General features: G+C 67.8%; 10 protein-coding genes and 2 pseudogenes. 6 read left to right on the top strand and 6 right to left on the bottom strand.

Going from position 1 to position 15,921, the window contains the following annotated elements; genetic code table 11:
• Positions 1–25 precede the first annotated feature (25 nt).
• From B8W69_RS02435 to coaE, 3 genes are all read left to right on the top strand, one after another.
• Positions 26–472 carry a DMT family transporter gene (locus B8W69_RS02435; protein WP_085288415.1) on the top strand — a complete coding sequence of 149 codons (447 nt, stop codon included), beginning with the start codon at positions 26–28 and terminating at the stop codon, positions 470–472.
• A 187-nt stretch (positions 473–659) separates the two neighbouring features.
• Complete coding sequence (gene rpsA / locus B8W69_RS02440) at positions 660–2,096, top strand: 30S ribosomal protein S1 (protein ID WP_085288416.1); 1,437 nt, start codon at positions 660–662, stop codon at positions 2,094–2,096.
• 18 nt (positions 2,097–2,114) lie between these two features.
• On the top strand, positions 2,115–3,329 hold the full coding sequence (coaE, locus tag B8W69_RS02445) for a dephospho-CoA kinase (RefSeq protein WP_085288417.1): 1,215 nt from the start codon (positions 2,115–2,117) through the stop codon (positions 3,327–3,329).
• Between the two features lie 6 nt (positions 3,330–3,335).
• Here the strand turns inward: coaE and B8W69_RS02450 are convergent, their stop codons facing one another.
• The 4 genes and pseudogenes from B8W69_RS02450 to B8W69_RS02465 form a co-directional block, all read right to left on the bottom strand.
• Positions 3,336–3,749, bottom strand: coding sequence for a hypothetical protein (locus tag B8W69_RS02450; RefSeq protein WP_085288418.1), 414 nt, complete (start codon positions 3,747–3,749; stop codon positions 3,336–3,338).
• A 56-nt stretch (positions 3,750–3,805) separates the two neighbouring features.
• Positions 3,806–4,492, bottom strand: a pseudogene (locus B8W69_RS02455) (DNA-formamidopyrimidine glycosylase family protein).
• Positions 4,493–4,570: 78 nt separating this feature from the next.
• Positions 4,571–5,011 carry a ribonuclease FAU-1 family protein gene (locus B8W69_RS02460; RefSeq protein ID WP_085288419.1) on the bottom strand — a complete coding sequence of 147 codons (441 nt, stop codon included), beginning with the start codon at positions 5,009–5,011 and terminating at the stop codon, positions 4,571–4,573.
• Positions 5,012–5,107: 96 nt separating this feature from the next.
• Entirely contained in the window at positions 5,108–7,864 is a 2,757-nt protein-coding gene (locus B8W69_RS02465; RefSeq protein WP_181447317.1) for an ATP-binding cassette domain-containing protein, read from the bottom strand.
• A 415-nt stretch (positions 7,865–8,279) separates the two neighbouring features.
• Between B8W69_RS02465 and B8W69_RS02470 the strand changes: the two genes are divergently transcribed.
• The 3 genes from B8W69_RS02470 (at position 8,280) to B8W69_RS02480 (ending at position 13,990) form a co-directional block, all read left to right on the top strand.
• On the top strand, positions 8,280–10,244 hold the full coding sequence (locus B8W69_RS02470) for a serine/threonine-protein kinase (protein WP_245843075.1): 1,965 nt from the start codon (positions 8,280–8,282) through the stop codon (positions 10,242–10,244).
• A 110-nt stretch (positions 10,245–10,354) separates the two neighbouring features.
• The gene (gene uvrB, locus B8W69_RS02475) at positions 10,355–12,514 is read left to right on the top strand and encodes an excinuclease ABC subunit UvrB (protein WP_085288421.1); all 2,160 of its coding nucleotides are present in this window, start codon (positions 10,355–10,357) and stop codon (positions 12,512–12,514) included.
• Between the two features lie 57 nt (positions 12,515–12,571).
• Entirely contained in the window at positions 12,572–13,990 is a 1,419-nt protein-coding gene (locus B8W69_RS02480; RefSeq protein WP_085288422.1) for an MFS transporter, read from the top strand.
• A gap of 22 nt (positions 13,991–14,012) precedes the next feature.
• Here the strand turns inward: B8W69_RS02480 and B8W69_RS02485 are convergent.
• Together B8W69_RS02485 and B8W69_RS02490 are read right to left on the bottom strand one after the other, a co-directional pair.
• Positions 14,013–14,152 (bottom strand): annotated as a pseudogene (locus B8W69_RS02485) (MgtC/SapB family protein); the annotation flags it as partial.
• Positions 14,153–14,165: 13 nt separating this feature from the next.
• Complete coding sequence (locus tag B8W69_RS02490) at positions 14,166–15,749, bottom strand: mannosyltransferase (protein ID WP_085288423.1); 1,584 nt, start codon at positions 15,747–15,749, stop codon at positions 14,166–14,168.
• Between the last annotated feature and the right edge of the window lie 172 nt (positions 15,750–15,921).

Here is a 15,921-nt window from a genome sequence, read left to right on the forward strand (position 1 = left end):
CTAGCGCGCCGACCCAGGGAGTGTCATGAACGCAGGCTGGATCGTTCCGTTCATCGTCCTGGGCGGCGCGCTGCAGACATGCGGAGCCGCTATGAACGGCCAGCTCTACAAGCACCTGATCAACCCGTGGCTGGCTTCGGCGATTTCATTCGCGGTGATCACCGTTTTCTTCATCGCCGCATTCGCGTTGATGCCGAGACCGCTGCCCACCGCCAGGGATGTCGCGTCGATGCCTTGGTGGGCCGTGATCGGCGGCCTGGTCGGGGCCGTCCAGGTCTATGCCGGCCTCACCCTGGTCAACCGGGTCGGGGCCGGCACGTTCATGGGCATCACCGTCACGTCAGCGCTCATCATGTCGCTGGTGATCGACCATTTTGGCTGGTTGCGGCTGGATCCTCACCCGATCACGCTGCTCAGGGCCGTCGGCGGCGTGCTCATGGTGTGCGGAGTAGTGCTGATCGCCAAGTTTTGACAGGCGGCTCGTCGCGAGCGGAACGCCACGGTGAAAGCGGACCAAAATTTGCCCGCACGTCATACCCGCGTCAGATATGCAGAGGTATGAGCGGCCGAGTTTGGCCAGCATGAGCACAGTCGAGTAGCCTCGACAGGTAAATCCCAATTGTCCCTACGACCAAACCTGTCCGGAGCAACCCAACAACATGCCGAGTCCCGCCGTCACCTCGCCGCAAGTAGCCGTCAACGACATTGGCTCGAGCGAGGACTTTCTCGCCGCAATAGACAAAACGATCAAGTACTTCAACGATGGCGACATCGTCGAAGGCACGATCGTCAAAGTGGACCGGGACGAGGTGCTCCTCGATATCGGCTACAAGACCGAAGGGGTCATCCCCGCCCGCGAACTCTCCATCAAGCACGATGTCGACCCCAACGAGGTCGTTTCCGTCGGTGATGAGGTCGAAGCCCTGGTCCTCACCAAGGAGGACAAAGAGGGTCGTCTGATTCTCTCCAAGAAGCGCGCGCAGTACGAACGCGCCTGGGGCACCATCGAGGCGCTCAAGGAGAAGGACGAGGCCGTCAAGGGCACCGTCATCGAGGTGGTCAAGGGTGGCCTGATCCTCGACATCGGGTTGCGCGGCTTCCTGCCCGCCTCGCTGGTCGAGATGCGCCGGGTGCGCGATCTGCAGCCGTACATCGGCAAGGAGATCGAGGCCAAGATCATCGAGCTGGACAAGAACCGCAACAACGTGGTGCTGAGCCGCCGCGCCTGGCTGGAGCAGACCCAGTCCGAGGTGCGCAGCGAGTTCCTCAACCAGCTGCAGAAGGGCGCCATCCGCAAGGGTGTGGTCTCCTCCATCGTCAACTTCGGTGCATTCGTCGACCTCGGCGGTGTGGACGGTCTGGTGCACGTCTCCGAGCTGTCCTGGAAGCACATCGACCACCCGTCCGAGGTCGTGCAGGTGGGCGACGAGGTCACCGTCGAGGTGCTCGATGTCGACATGGACCGCGAGCGGGTTTCGTTGTCGCTGAAGGCGACTCAGGAAGACCCGTGGCGCCACTTCGCCCGCACCCACGCCATCGGCCAGATCGTGCCCGGCAAGGTCACCAAGCTGGTTCCGTTCGGTGCGTTCGTGCGTGTCGAGGAGGGCATCGAGGGTCTGGTGCACATCTCCGAGCTGGCCGAGCGGCACGTCGAGGTCCCCGACCAGGTGGTCGCCGTCGGCGACGACGCGATGGTCAAGGTCATCGACATCGACCTGGAGCGCCGCCGAATCTCGTTGTCGCTCAAGCAGGCCAACGAGGACTACACCGACGAGTTCGACCCGGCGAAGTACGGCATGGCCGACAGCTACGACGAGCAGGGCAACTACATCTTCCCCGAGGGCTTCGACTCCGAGACCAACGAATGGCTCGAGGGCTTCGAGACGCAGCGCAACGAGTGGGAAGCCCGCTACGCCGAGGCCGAGCGCCGGCACAAGATGCACACGGCGCAGATGGAGAAGTTCGCCGCCGCCGAGGCTGCCGGGCACACCGAGCAGTCGCCGGGCAACGGCGCTCCTCCGGAGAAGGCGGGCGGATCGCTGGCCAGCGACGCCCAATTGGCCGCTCTGCGGGAGAAACTCGCCGGCAACGCGTGACGCTCTGCTGAGCACGCCATGCTGCGGATCGGGTTGACCGGTGGCATCGGCGCCGGCAAGTCGGCGTTGTCGTCCACTTTCGAGCAATGCGGTGCCGTCATCGTCGACGGTGACGTCATCGCGCGTGAGGTGGTGCAGCCGGGAACCGAGGGCCTGGCCGCGCTGGTCGAGGCGTTCGGAAGCGACATCCTGCTTGCGGACGGATCGCTGGATCGACCGGCGTTGGCCGCCAAGGCCTTTCGCGACGACGAGGCACGCAAGACGCTGAACGGGATTGTCCACCCGCTGGTGGGCAATCGCCGTTCGGAGATCATCGCCTCGGTGCCCGAGGATTCCGTTGTGGTCGAGGACATTCCGCTGCTGGTGGAGTCCGGGATGGCGCCGCTGTTCCCGCTCGTCGTCATCGTCTACGCCGACGTGGAGGTGCGGCTGCGGCGGCTGGTCGACCAGCGCGGCATGCCGGAGGATGACGCCCGCGCGCGGATCGCCGCGCAGGCCAGCGACGAGCAGCGCCGCGCGGTCGCCGACATCTGGCTGGACAACTCGGGCAGCCCCGAGGATCTGGTACAGCGGGCGCACGACGTGTGGAACACCCGCATCGTCCCGTTCGCGCACAACCTGAGCGCCCGCCAGATCGTCCGGGCTCCGGCCCGGTTGGTGCCGCCCGACCCGAGCTGGGCTGACCAGGCGCAACGAATTGTGAACCGCCTCAAGACCAGTTGCGGTCACCGCGCGCTGCGCGTCGATCACATCGGCTCGACCGCCGTGCCGGACCTCCCGGCCAAGGACGTCATCGACGTCCAGATCACCGTCGAATCCCTCGCCGTCGCAGATGAACTCGTCGAGCCGTTGCTGTCCGCCGGGTACCCTCGCATCGAGCACGTCGCCGAGGACGTGGCCAAGTCCGACGCCCGCAGCACCGTCGAGAGCTACGACCACCGCGACGATGCGGAGCTGTGGCTCAAGCGAATTCACGCCTCGGCCGATCCCGGTCGACCCACCAACGTGCACATCCGGGTGGACGGCAGGCCCAACCAGCAGTTCGCCCTGCTGTTCGTGGACTGGCTGACGGCCAACCCCGACGCCCGCGCCGAGTACCTGAACGTCAAGCGCGCCGCCGACGAGGGGGGCGGCGGAGACACCGCGGCTTACGTCGAGGTCAAAGAACCGTGGTTCCACGACGCGTACCGACGCGCCTGGGAGTGGGCCGACTCGACCGGCTGGAAGCCCTGACCCGGATCAGGGCAACGGCGCGCCGCACTGCAGCGCCCCGTTGTTGGGATCGCTGTTACCGGCCGTCGGTCTCACCATTTGGTCGGTCTGGGTGAAAACGTTGTCGTCGGCGTCGATCTCGCAGTGCACGTTGGCCGCGTAGGGAAAATGCAGCACAATCCGCAGGCCGGCCTGCGCCGGGTCGGGAAGCACGGTGTTGGCCTCGAATACGTTGCCGGGCATGGAAGGAAGGCCGGTCGTGCTCGTCTGGCCGCCGTTGGTCACGAACGTGGCCTGGCTACCGGTCGTCAGAGCGTCGATCCTCGCTCGGTAGGTGATGTTGTGCAGATCCGCTCTTACGATCGGGGGATTCAGCTGGGCGACGGCGGCGATGACCGTCAGGGCGGCGATCGGCATCCACCTGCGGGATTGGGAGCTCATAGCAGCTGAGATTACGCGTAACGTCGTCTGGCCCACCAGGCTGTTCGGTGGAGCTCCTAGGGCTGGCAATGGGGACACCAGAACGACATCCGGCCGCCGATCCGGCCGTGGCGAACCTCCGTGTGCAGCACCTGCGTCATGGCGCGATGCAAGTCCTTGACGGCTTCGTCGTCCAACTCCGCAACCGGAACGAGGGGCCGTATCCTGGCGCGCCAGCAGATTCGTCGACAAGCAGATGGCCGAGACCCGCGATCACCGACTGGTCCATCAGCGTCGGCTTCACGCGACCGCGTCGCCCGGCCATCACGTCGCGAAACTCTCGCAGGTCCATGCGTAGCGCGTCGGGCCCCTGCGGGCCCAGTACGTCCGCCAGATCGTCCTCGTCGTCGGCCAGCCAGATCCCGCGCAGCTTGCGCAGGTCGGCGTAGCGCAGTTCACCCTTATCGAGCGACACCACCAGGCGCTCATACTTTTCCGGTTCGGCGCCCGCGTCGGTGTAGTACGGGTGTCCGGTCATCCCCACTGTGGATCAGGAGCGCCGGGCCATCGGTCGGCAGTATCAGCCATTTGCCGTGCCGGCACGGCGCGCGGAATCGATGCCCGGCAAGGCGCCGGGCGAGCGCGCCGGCGGACGCGTTCCGCAAAATTCCGGGGTCGAGCATAGCTACGTGTTCAATCCGGCGGCGGGGCAAGGCTTTAGCAAGCTCGCGCCGGAACCCTTCGACATCCGGCAGTTCAGGCACGAAGTTTCGCCGTCATCACGCGGTGCCGGGCGACGAAAGGCATTTCACGTGAATACCCGCCACCGGCCGGGAAAACGGCTACGGCCCGCGCCAGGTCAGCGCCATGCCGTGGTGCGCCAGCCACCGCGACAGGTCATAGCCGTTGCAGGCCAACCCATCGACGGCGGTCACGGCGCGTCGCACCGCCTGCTCGGCGGCCTCGGGGGTCAGCAATCCGTGCCGGACGGCATCGAGCAACTCGTCGACGTCGGTGAGCTCGGCCCTGGCACCGGTGCGGACCTCGATGTCCAGGTAGTGGTCCTCGGAATGCCACGCGGTGGGACCGGGTGAGTATTCGCCCACATCCAGGTAGTAATCGTGGTCACGTTCATGCCCGGGATTGAAGTGAAACACGGTGGCGCGCAAGCCCAACGACGGCAGCAGCCAGGACTCGAGGTAATGGAACTGGACGCGACCGGGAGTGGGGCGGGCGATGTAGAGGCCCCACGGGTGCACCGCGTACTCGTCGACGGTCCGCACGATGCCCTTGGGATCGGTGTTCGTGCGGGCCAGCAGGTCGAACGTCTCGTGCTTCGGCGCGTGAATGATGTCACCCTACCGCCGCGGGGCGATTCCCTACCGGCGCAACCGGATCTTCCACCGCACGAACCCGGCGTAGAAGAGCGACAACGCGGCCAGCATGCCCATGTCCAGCAGCCAGATGTTCGGCGTGTGTTGCCAGAACCGGTCTTGGGACAGCAGCGAATCGGGCACCAGGTGGCGCAGATCCACCGTCGACGACGCCGCCGCATAACCCCAGCGCGCCGGCATCGCCCACGACAGCTGGTTCAAACCGAGCCGGCCGGTCACTGGGACCATCCCGCCGCACAGCACCAGCTGCGCCATCACCGTCACCACGAACAGCGGCATGATCTGCTCGCTGGACCGAACCAGCGACGAAATCGCCAGGCCCAGAATGGCCGAGGCGACACACGTCGCCGCCACGGTGGCGAACAGTTCGAAGGTGGCCCCGACAGTCGAGTGGCCGAACAGCACCGCGCCGCGCGTCGGGGCGCCCTTGCCGATCACCACGATCGCCGTCACGATCGCCGACTGCAGTATCGCGAACCCGCAGAACACCGCGCTCTTGGCGAGCAGGTAGGCGGTGGTCGACAACCCGACCGCCTGCTCACGCTGGAAGATGGCGCGTTCGCCGACCAGGTCGCGAATTGTCAAGGCGGTACCCATGAACGCCGCGGCCGGCATCAGCAGGGCCAGTATCTGCGCGGCCTCGTCGGGCGTCCCCGCGTTGGGTGCCGGCACATGGAATCCGTTGCTGCCCGGGACGGTCAGCGACAGCGAGCCGAGGATGAACGGCAGCAGCGCCAGAAAGACGAAGTAGGCGCGGTCGGCGATCACCAGGCGGATTTGGCGGCGGGCGATCGTCGAGATCTGGCGCCGCACGCTGGTGTGCACCGGTTCGCCGAGGCTGCTCGGCTCGTCGGTCTTGTCCGGCAGGTACTTCTGCGGCCGCTTCTGCGCCTCGTTCTGCTCCAGGAAGCGGCGGTTGGCTTCGTCGGGGTCGGCGCCGACCTGGGTGAAGATCTTCGCCCAGTTGGTGGTGCCCATCGCCCCGCCGATCTGGTCGGGCGCGCCGCAGTAGGCCGTCTTGCCGCCGGGCGCCATCAGCAACACCTGGTCGCAGACGTCCAGGTAGGACAGCGAGTGCGTCACCACCAGCACGACACGACCGGCGTCGGCCAGCTGGCGCAGCATCGTCATCACCTGCAGGTCCAGCGCGGGATCCAGGCCCGAGGTGGGCTCGTCCAGGATCAGCAACGACGGCCCGGTCAGCAATTCGAGGGCCACCGAGGCGCGTTTGCGTTGGCCGCCGGACAGCTTCTCGACGCGGGTATCGGCGTGCTTGGTCAGGTCGAGCTCCTCGAGCACCTGGGCGACGACGTTGGCGCGGTCCGCTTTGCTGGTGTCGGGCGGCAGCCGTAGCTCGGCCGCGTAGCCCAGCGCCTGATTGACGGTCAGCTGGCGATGCACCACGTCGTCCTGCGGGACGATGCCGATCCTGCTGCGCAGCGAGGCGTATTCGGCGTGAATGTTGTGGCCCTCGAACGTCACCGAGCCGGACGTCGGGGTGGTGTAGCCGGCGATGAGCCGGGCCAGGGTGCTCTTTCCGGCGCCCGAACCGCCGATCACCGCGGTCAGGGTGCCGGGGCGCGCGGTCAGCGAGATGTCGTCCAGTAGTTGTTTGCCGTTGTCGACGACGTACTTGACGTCGCGCACTTCCAGGCCGCCGGTACGGGTGGCGGCGCGGCCGTGTTCGGTCAGGGTGCCGTCGCGGAACACCAGGTCGACGTTGCCGATGGTGACGATGTCGTCCTCGGACAGGATGGCCGACCCGATCCGGGTGCCGTTCACAAACGTTCCGTTGACGCTGTTGTCCCGAATCTCGGTGCCCAGCTGGGTGGGCACCAGGGTCGCGTGCTGACGCGACGCCAGGACGTCGGAGACGACGATGTCGTTCTCGGCCGCCCGGCCGATCGTCATGGCACCGGCCGTGCCGGCGGCCGACGACGCGCGCGGGGAGAGCAATCTCACAAAACGCGTCGCCAGGTTCGACACGTCCGCCGTCTTGGCGTCGATGACGGTGAATTCTGCTGCGGGCGTGGCGGATGGCTGCGGCGGTGCGGCGGTTTCGCCCGCCACGGGCGGCGTGACCTGCAACCTTGCCGGCGAGCCGGGGTCGATGGCGGTGACCTGGTCCGGCGGTGTGCCACGCGGCGCCGGTGGCGGCGGCACGCGGGGCGGCGGCGCCTGACGGGGCGGTGTCGACGGCTGTCGCGGCGGTGCGTTCGGCGGTCTGGCCGGCTGCCGGGGTGGCACGGGGCGCGACGGCGCCCCCTGCGGACCGCCGCGCGCCGGGCTCCGGCCCAGGCCGCCCGGCCGGGCCTGCGGTGGCCGCGGCGGGTGGGTCGGGTTGGTTTGCTCAGCAACCGCGGACCACGGCAGGGTCGGCGGTCCGGAATCGTGGCTCGGCCGGGTCCGTGGCGGATGCCCGGCATGACCCTGCTGCGGCCCGATCACGAAGGTCAGACGTGGGCCCTGCGGGTTTCCGATGTGAATGCTCTGGCCGTCGTGAATATCGACCACCGGCATCCGGTAGCCGTTCAGGTAGGTCCCGTTCAGCGAGCCGTTATCGATTGCCAGCCAACGGCCTTGGTCGAATCGCAGGATCAGATGCGCGCGCGAGATCCGCGGATCGGCGATGCGCACATCGGCCTGCACGTCGCGCCCGACGACCACCTCGTGGCCGGCCGCGAAGGATCGTTGGGACCCGTCGTGCCGGATTGTCAGGATGGGCGGGGCGGGTCGAGTCACTACACAAGTATCGGCCCGCGTTGGCAGTGCGCTCTATTGGACCCAGCTGTGACTTCGCTTTGTTTCGATTCGGCCACTCATAGCCCTTTCATAGCCTGCTGCGACGAATCGCCTACGGCGGTGCGGCATTATTCGAACGGGAGGAGAAGTTCGATTGTGTCCGCGCGCCGAGCACAGCGTTGTGCCGGCAGCTGGCGAGACGGAGTAGAGGGCCCAATCGCTATGCGCATGCCCATGGTGTGCGATCCGCATCACAGTGCGGTGACACCTGGGCGGTGCAGGAAAACGAGGGGGCAAGGCATTGACGAACGAACACAAGGGAACTACGCGGCGCATCGGCGCCGGACGACGGCTGCTGAGCAACCCGCGACAAGCGAGTGAGGCGTTGCGCGCGGGTTTTCAGTCGTTGCCCGCCATGCCCATCGGGCAGCTGTTCCGCCGGATACCCCCCGTCGAATCCACGCCGAACGTGGAACCCGTAGTGGCGCAACAGCCCAACGAGTCGTCGGGGTCGCGCCTTGCGGTGGGTAACGGCGCGTCGTTCGCCGGCTACACGATTCTGCGGCAACTGGGTGCGGGCGGCATGGCCGAGGTCTATCTCGCGCTGCACCCCAGGTTGCCCCGCCGCGACGTGATCAAGGTCCTGGCCGAGGCGGTGACCGCCGACCCGGAGTTTCGCGAAAGGTTCAACCGAGAGGCCGATCTCGCGGCGACGCTGTGGCACCCGCACATCGTCGGTGTGCACGACCGGGGCGAATTCAACGGGCATCTGTGGATTTCGATGGACTACGTCGAGGGCACCGACGCCTCGCGGCTGGTCAAGGAGAACTACGCCGACGGGATGCCGATCCACGAGGTGTGCGCCATCGTGCAGGCGGTCGCGGGCGCGCTGGACTACGCCCACGACCGTGGGCTGCTGCACCGCGACGTCAAGCCGGCCAACATCCTGCTCACCCATCCGGACGAGGGGGAGCGCCGAATCCTGTTGGCGGACTTCGGCGTCGCGCGTCACCTCGGCGACATCAGCGGGATCACCGAAACCAACGTCGCGGTCGGAACCGTGGCATACGCCGCGCCCGAGCAGCTGACGGGTTCCCCCATCGACGGCCGGGCGGACCAATACGCTTTGGCCGCAACGGCTTTCCACCTGCTCACCGGGGCGCCGCCGTTCCAGCACTCCAACCCGATCGCGGTGATCAGTCAGCACCTGCACGAGGACCCGCCCCGACTCAGCGATTTCCGCCCCGATCTGGCCGAGCTCGACGAGGTGTTCTTCCGCGCCCTCGCCAAGCAACCCGAGGACCGATTCGAGCGCTGCCGCGCGTTTGCCGCCGCCGTCAGCGAACCGGCCGGCGGTGCCTCCGAGGCCGGCTCCGGCGGCCAGCCGCGCGCCGCCGTGTCTACACCGCATCGCCGGCGCGGACCCGTCGGCGTCCTTGCCGGCCTGAGTCGCCGGTTTTCGGCGAAGACCCGGTGGGCCACCGCGCTGGTGGGTGCGGTGCTCATCGCCGTCGCGGCGACCTGGTCGCTGCTCTACTCGTTCCAGCCCGACACGCCGCCGAGCAACCCCGCGCTCGCGTCGAGGCCGTCCGCCCCCGCCGCCAGTGCCGCGCCCACCGCGGGCGGACCGGTGCTGAACGGGACCTACAAGCTGGACTACGACCAGACCAAGCGCACCACCAACGGCATCTCGATCCGGCACGACGGGGCCGCCACCAGCTGGTGGGCATTCCGGTCCGCGTGCACCACCAACGGATGTGCAGCCACCGGGACCCAGCTGGACGATGCCACCCATCAGGTGGCCGACACCACCGACGGGGGACTGACCGACACCTTGCGCTTCGTCGGGGGCTACTGGCAGGGCGCTCCGGCGCAGCAGCGGGTGGGCTGCACTCAGCCCAATGGCCAGGTCCGGGCCACCCAGCAGGAAACCATTGCCTGGTCGCTGGCGCCGCAGGCCGACGGCACGCTGCGCGGCACGCTGACCGAGACCGTGCTGAGCAACGAGTGCGGCGCCCAGGGGGCGGTGGTGCGGGTGCCCGTGGTGGCCACCCGGACCGGCGACGTGCCCGCCAAGGTGACGTTGGGCGACCCCACCCAGGTCATCAATACCTCGACCACCGCGTCCGCCCCGGCGCCGCCGGTGCTCGGCGGGCTGTGCAGCGACGTCGGCAAGGTCGCCTACGACCCGACCAACAACGAGCAGATCGTCTGCGAGGGCAGCAGCTGGGCCAAGGCGCCGATCACGATGGGCGTGCACGCCGCCGGCAGCTCATGCGACCGGCCGGGCACGTCGGTGTTCGCCATGAGCACCTCGAGCGACGGCTACCTGCTGCAATGCGATCCGGTCACCCGGACGTGGACGCGGCCGGCGGGCTAGCCAACGCCGCCGTCGGGGCGGTCGGTCTCCGGGTACCGTGCCTTGGCGGGTCCTGACCTGGGCGGACCACCTCCAAAGCACGTGTCGGTGATCGGTTCTACCCTGGTGGCATGGCATTCGCCACGGAGCATCCCGTACTAGCGCATTCGGAGTATCGCGCTGTCGACGACGTCGTGCGCGTCGGCGGCGACTTCGAGGTGGTCAGCCCGCACGATCCCGCCGGTGACCAGCCGGCCGCTATCCAGGAGCTGGAACGCCGGATCAGGGCGGGCGAGCGCGACGTCGTGCTGCTGGGCGCCACCGGTACCGGCAAGTCGGCCACCACCGCGTGGCTGATCGAGCGGCTGCAGCGGCCCACCCTGGTGATGGCACCCAACAAGACGCTGGCCGCCCAGCTGGCCAATGAGCTGCGAGAGATGTTGCCGCACAACGCGGTTGAATACTTCGTCTCGTACTACGACTACTACCAGCCAGAGGCGTACATCGCCCAGACCGATACCTACATCGAGAAGGACAGCTCGATCAACGACGACGTGGAGCGGCTACGGCACTCCGCGACGTCCTCGCTGCTGTCGCGCCGCGATGTGGTCGTGGTGGCGTCGGTGTCGTGCATCTACGGCCTGGGCACGCCGCAGTCCTACCTGGACCGCTCGGTCGAGGTGCGGGTGGGCGCCGAGGTGCCGCGGGATGCGCTGCTGCGGCTGCTGGTCGACGTCCAGTACACCCGCAACGACCTGTCGTTCACCCGCGGCTCGTTCCGGGTGCGCGGGGACACCGTGGAAATCATCCCGTCCTACGAAGAGCTGGCGGTGCGCATCGAGTTCTTCGGCGACGAGGTCGAGGCGCTTTACTACCTGCACCCGCTGACGGGCGACGTGATCCGCCAGGTGGACTCGCTGCGGATCTTCCCGGCCACCCACTACGTGGCCGGCCCCGAGCGGATGGCGCACGCGATCTCGACGATCGAGGCGGAGCTGGCCGACCGGCTGGCCGAGCTGGAGGGCCAGGGCAAGCTGCTCGAGGCGCAGCGGTTGCGGATGCGCACCAACTACGACATCGAGATGATGCGCCAGGTCGGGTTCTGCTCGGGCATCGAGAACTACTCCCGGCATATCGACGGCCGGGGTGCGGGCTCGCCGCCGGCGACCCTGCTGGACTACTTCCCGGAAGACTTCCTGCTGGTCATCGACGAATCGCACGTCACCGTCCCGCAGATCGGCGGCATGTACGAGGGCGACATGTCGCGCAAGCGCAACCTGGTCGAATACGGGTTCCGGCTGCCGTCGGCGTGCGATAACCGCCCGCTGACCTGGGAGGAGTTCGCCGACCGGATCGGGCAGACGGTGTACCTGTCGGCTACCCCCGGCCCCTACGAACTCAGCCAGTCCGGCGGCGAATTCGTCGAGCAGGTGATCCGGCCCACCGGTCTGGTGGACCCGAAAGTGGTGGTCAAGCCGACCAAGGGGCAGATCGACGACCTGATCGGCGAGATCCGGAAGCGCACCGAGGCCGACCAGCGGGTGCTGGTCACGACGCTGACCAAGAAGATGGCCGAGGACCTCACCGACTACCTGCTCGAGATGGGCATCCGGGTGCGCTATCTGCACTCAGAGGTCGACACGCTGCGCCGGGTCGAGTTGCTGCGCCAGCTGCGGCTGGGCGAGTACGACGTGCTGGTCGGCATCAACCTGCTGCGCGAGGGCCTGGACCTTCCCGAAGTGTCTCTGGTGGCGATCCTGGACGCGGACAAAGAGGGCTTCCTGCGGTCGTCGCGCAGCCTGATTCAAACCATCGGCCGCGCCGCGCGCAACGTCTCCGGTGAGGTGCACATGTACGCCGACACCATCACCGATTCGATGAAAGAGGCCATCGACGAGACCGAACGGCGGCGGGCGAAGCAGGTCGCGTACAACGAGGAACACGGCATCGACCCGCAGCCGCTGCGCAAGAAGATCGCCGACATCCTCGACCAGGTCTACCGCGAGGCGGACGACAGCGAGACGGTGGGGATCGGCGGGTCAGGGCGCAATGCGTCCCGCGGCCGGCGCGCGCAGGGTGAGCCGGGCCGCGCAGTTAGCGCGGGGGTGTTCGAGGGCCGCGATACGGCCAGCATGCCGCGCGCCGAGCTTGCCGACCTGATCAAGGACCTCACTGCCCAGATGATGGCCGCGGCCCGTGACTTGCAGTTCGAGCTGGCGGCGCGGTTCCGCGACGAGATCGCCGACCTCAAGAAGGAACTGCGTGGGATGGACGCCGCCGGCCTGAAATGAGTTTGCTGGCAACAGATCTCCGGCTCTTATCTCCGCGTGACCCCATACGGTAGAGGGGTGACCGACGCGGCGACTATCAACGGCGGCTGGCGCGAGCTGCTGGGCCCGAGGTACCTGAGAACTTCCATCCTGCTGGCCGGCGGGGTGGCGCTCTACGCCACAAATGAGTTCCTGACCACCAGCTTATTGCCCAACACCATCGCGGAAATCGGCGGCAGCCGGCTCTACGCGTGGGTGACGACGCTGTACCTCGTGGGGTCGGTCGTCGCGGCGACGATGGTCAATCCGATGCTGCTGCGCATCGGGGCGCGGTCGTCATACCTGATGAGTCTCGCGGTGTTCGGCATCGCCAGCCTGGTTTGTGCTGCCGCGCCAACCATGCATGTTTTGATTGCTGGACGGGCCATGCAGGGGGTGGCCGGCGGCTTGCTGGCCGGCCTGGGTTACGCGGTCATCAACTCCGCCCTGCCCCGCTGGTTGTGGACGAGGGGCTCGGCGCTGGTGTCCGCGATGTGGGGGGTCGCGACCGTGGTCGGGCCCACCACGGGAGGCCTGTTCGCGCAGCTCGGGATCTGGCGATGGGCTTTCGTCGCGATGGCCATCGTGACCTTGCTGATGGCCCTGCTGGTTCCGGTCGCACTGGCCCGCGTCAACCCGACGTCCGGCCTCTCCAGGATGAAGGTCCCGGTGTGGTCGCTGCTGATCATCGGGGTGGCGGCGCTGGCCGTCAGCGTCGCGCAGATTCCGCGCAACGCCGTCGCGACGTATGGGCTGCTCGCGGCGGGCATCGGGCTGGTTGGTGTCTTCGTGATCGTCGACTGGCGGATGCATGCGGCCATCTTGCCGCCCAGCGTGTTCTCGCCCGGCCCCCTGAAGTGGATCTACCTCACCATGGGCGTGCTGATGGGCGCGGCGATGGTGAACACCTACGTACCGCTGTTCGGGCAGCGGCTGGCCCACCTGACGCCGATCGCGGCCGGATTTCTGGGGGCGGCGCTCGCGCTGGGCTGGACGGTGAGCGAGATCGTCAGCGCATCGCTGGAGAACCCGCGGACGATCGGGCGGGTGGTCATGGTGGCGCCGATGGTGGCCGCGTCGGGCCTGGCGCTGGGCGCCGTCGCCCGGCACGGCGACGACTCGGCCTGGACCGCCGCGCTGTGGGCGGTGGCCCTGCTGGTCGCCGGCATCGGAATCGGGATGGCCTGGCCGCACCTGTCGGCCCGCGCGATGGCCTCCGTCGCGGACCCGGCCGAAGGCAGCGCCGCTTCCGCGGCGATCAACACCGTCCAGCTGACGTCCGCCGCGATCGGTGCCGGATTGGCCGGTGTCGTCGTCAACACCGCGACCGGCGGCGAGGAGATGGCGGCGCACCTGCTGTTCACGGTGTTCACCGCGTTGAGCGCGGCCGGTGTGGCGGTGTCCTACGCCGCGACGCGGGCCACCCGGCAGGCCGAGCCGGTCGCCACCGGGGGCTGAGGCTCAGTCGGGGGCGTCCTCGGGTCGTCAGCCCGTGCACCGCCCCCCGCGCCGGGTGATGATGATGCTCGCACCCAGGAAGTCGATCCCCCAAACCACTTGGGCCGCAACGCGTGACGGGTCCAGCACATTCGTACCGGCGGACAGGACGTCGATGAAGCCGGCGAAGCGCAGATCACCGCGTGGACTTGACAACCTGCGAGTAGTGGAACTGCCACCGCTCGACGATGTGGAAGCCGAGGTAGCCCGGGAACCGGTACGCCGGGGCGCGCCCGAATGCGCTTCCGGGCGGTAGCGATTGCCCGGCCTGATGGTCGGGCAGCGAGTTGTCTTTGTCGGTGATGGTCCAGATCGCCGGGCATTTATTGATTTTGGCCGTCGTCAGCCACACGGCGACGTGCCCGTCCCACAACGATCCGACCTTCGGGCCGTACACGCCGCGCTCCACGTCGATCAACGAGCGGAAGGCCGCCGGGCGGGTGGCCAGCAGCGCACGAATCGGCCCGGGCTTCCACGTCACGGTGTTGTCCACCATCAGACAGTCGCCGGGGGTGGCGTGGGAGCTGATCAGATCGGCGACCTGGCTGTAGTCCCAGCCCTCTTTGGCATACGGCCAGCGTTGAACGAACAGGTAATTGGGCACGGCGGCTAAGGCGAACAGCAGCACCCCGCCGGCGATGGGCCAGGGTCGGCGGGCGACGGTGACGAGGCAGACGGCCAGGACGACGGCCATCGCGGGGGCGGTGAAGATCAGGTAGCGCGGGTAGTAGATCGGCTCGCTGACGGCCGAATAGATGACGACCAGCGCGGTGGGGATCACCATCCACGCCGTGGCGATGAGCAACAACCGGCGCAGGTCGCCGGCCGGGGCCGGCACGCCGGCCAACCGTGTCACGGCCGCCGCGACGATCAGGACCGCGCTCGCGACGGCGAAGGCCACGCTGTGGTCGAAATACTGGCGGAGGATGATGTCGAACGCGTAATGCCAGCTGACGGGGTAGATCCAGTTGACCTGCCAAACCTGATTGTGCGCGAAGACCAGGAAGGGCGTCATGGCCGCCACGGCGACGGCCGACGCGGCGGCCCACCAGAGCGCCGGAGACCTGCGCGCGCCCTTGGGTGCCAGCAGCAGCAGCATCGCGCCGTACACCGGCACCAACAGCACCAGGTTGAGGTTGAGCAGTATCGACAGCATCAATCCCAGCGCGTACCAGACCCACCCGCGCGGCCGATTCCGCCGGACGGTCACGACGAACAACACCGTCAGCCAGACGGCCGCGGCGGCCACGAAGGCGTACGGACGCGCTTCCATGCCCGCCCAGGTCGTGCGGGGCAGGATCGCGAAAATCGCCCCCGCGCACACCGCCGCGGGCCGCGTCGAGAACTGCCTGGTGAACACCGTGACGCCGGCGGCGGCGGCTCCGATCGCCAGGGAACTGGGGAATCGCGACCAGAATTCGGTAGGCGGGAACAGCGCGAACCAACCGTGCATCAGCAGGTAATACGCGCCATGGACGGCGTCGATGTGACCCAGCAACCGCCACAGCTCTGGCAAAGTCCGGCTGGCCGAGGCCGATATCGTCGCCCCTTCGTCGAACCAGAGCGACGGCCGGCAGGCCCACGCGGCGCTGAGCACGGTGGCGAACAGGGCGATTGCCCACGGATCGAGCAACCCACCGCGCGCACGCCCGGACGCGGGCTCGGCCCCGAAATCCCCGGCACGGGGCTCGACGGTGGGCTCGAGGGTGGGCATGGACATGATGCTTGTTACTGTAAGGCGCCGTTGATGGAACGGGTCACAAACCGCGTCCGGTGCATTCGCACGTCGTGATCACTTTTCCGAAAAGCGGCGTAATGCAATGCCTTCCGCGTTGGCCCTGCACATTCGATTGTTTTGCCATTGGCGATAGTGTCCGTTGTTGCAGCCAGCG

The organism is Mycolicibacterium vulneris (genome assembly GCF_002104765.1).
GTDB lineage: Bacteria > Actinomycetota > Actinomycetes > Mycobacteriales > Mycobacteriaceae > Mycobacterium > Mycobacterium vulneris.

Excerpts from the sequence above, each read along its gene's own strand:
- B8W69_RS02435 (WP_085288415.1), top strand. The coding sequence starts at position 26 with ATGAACGCAGGCTGGATCGTTCCGTTCATCGTCCTGGGCGGCGCGCTG.
- B8W69_RS02470 (WP_245843075.1), top strand. The coding sequence starts at position 8,280 with ATGCCCATCGGGCAGCTGTTCCGCCGGATACCCCCCGTCGAATCCACG.
- uvrB (WP_085288421.1), top strand. The coding sequence starts at position 10,355 with ATGGCATTCGCCACGGAGCATCCCGTACTAGCGCATTCGGAGTATCGC.
- B8W69_RS02450 (WP_085288418.1), bottom strand. The coding sequence starts at position 3,749 with ATGAGCTCCCAATCCCGCAGGTGGATGCCGATCGCCGCCCTGACGGTC.
- coaE (WP_085288417.1), top strand. The coding sequence starts at position 2,115 with ATGCTGCGGATCGGGTTGACCGGTGGCATCGGCGCCGGCAAGTCGGCG.
- B8W69_RS02490 (WP_085288423.1), bottom strand. The coding sequence starts at position 15,749 with ATGTCCATGCCCACCCTCGAGCCCACCGTCGAGCCCCGTGCCGGGGAT.
- rpsA (WP_085288416.1), top strand. The coding sequence starts at position 660 with ATGCCGAGTCCCGCCGTCACCTCGCCGCAAGTAGCCGTCAACGACATT.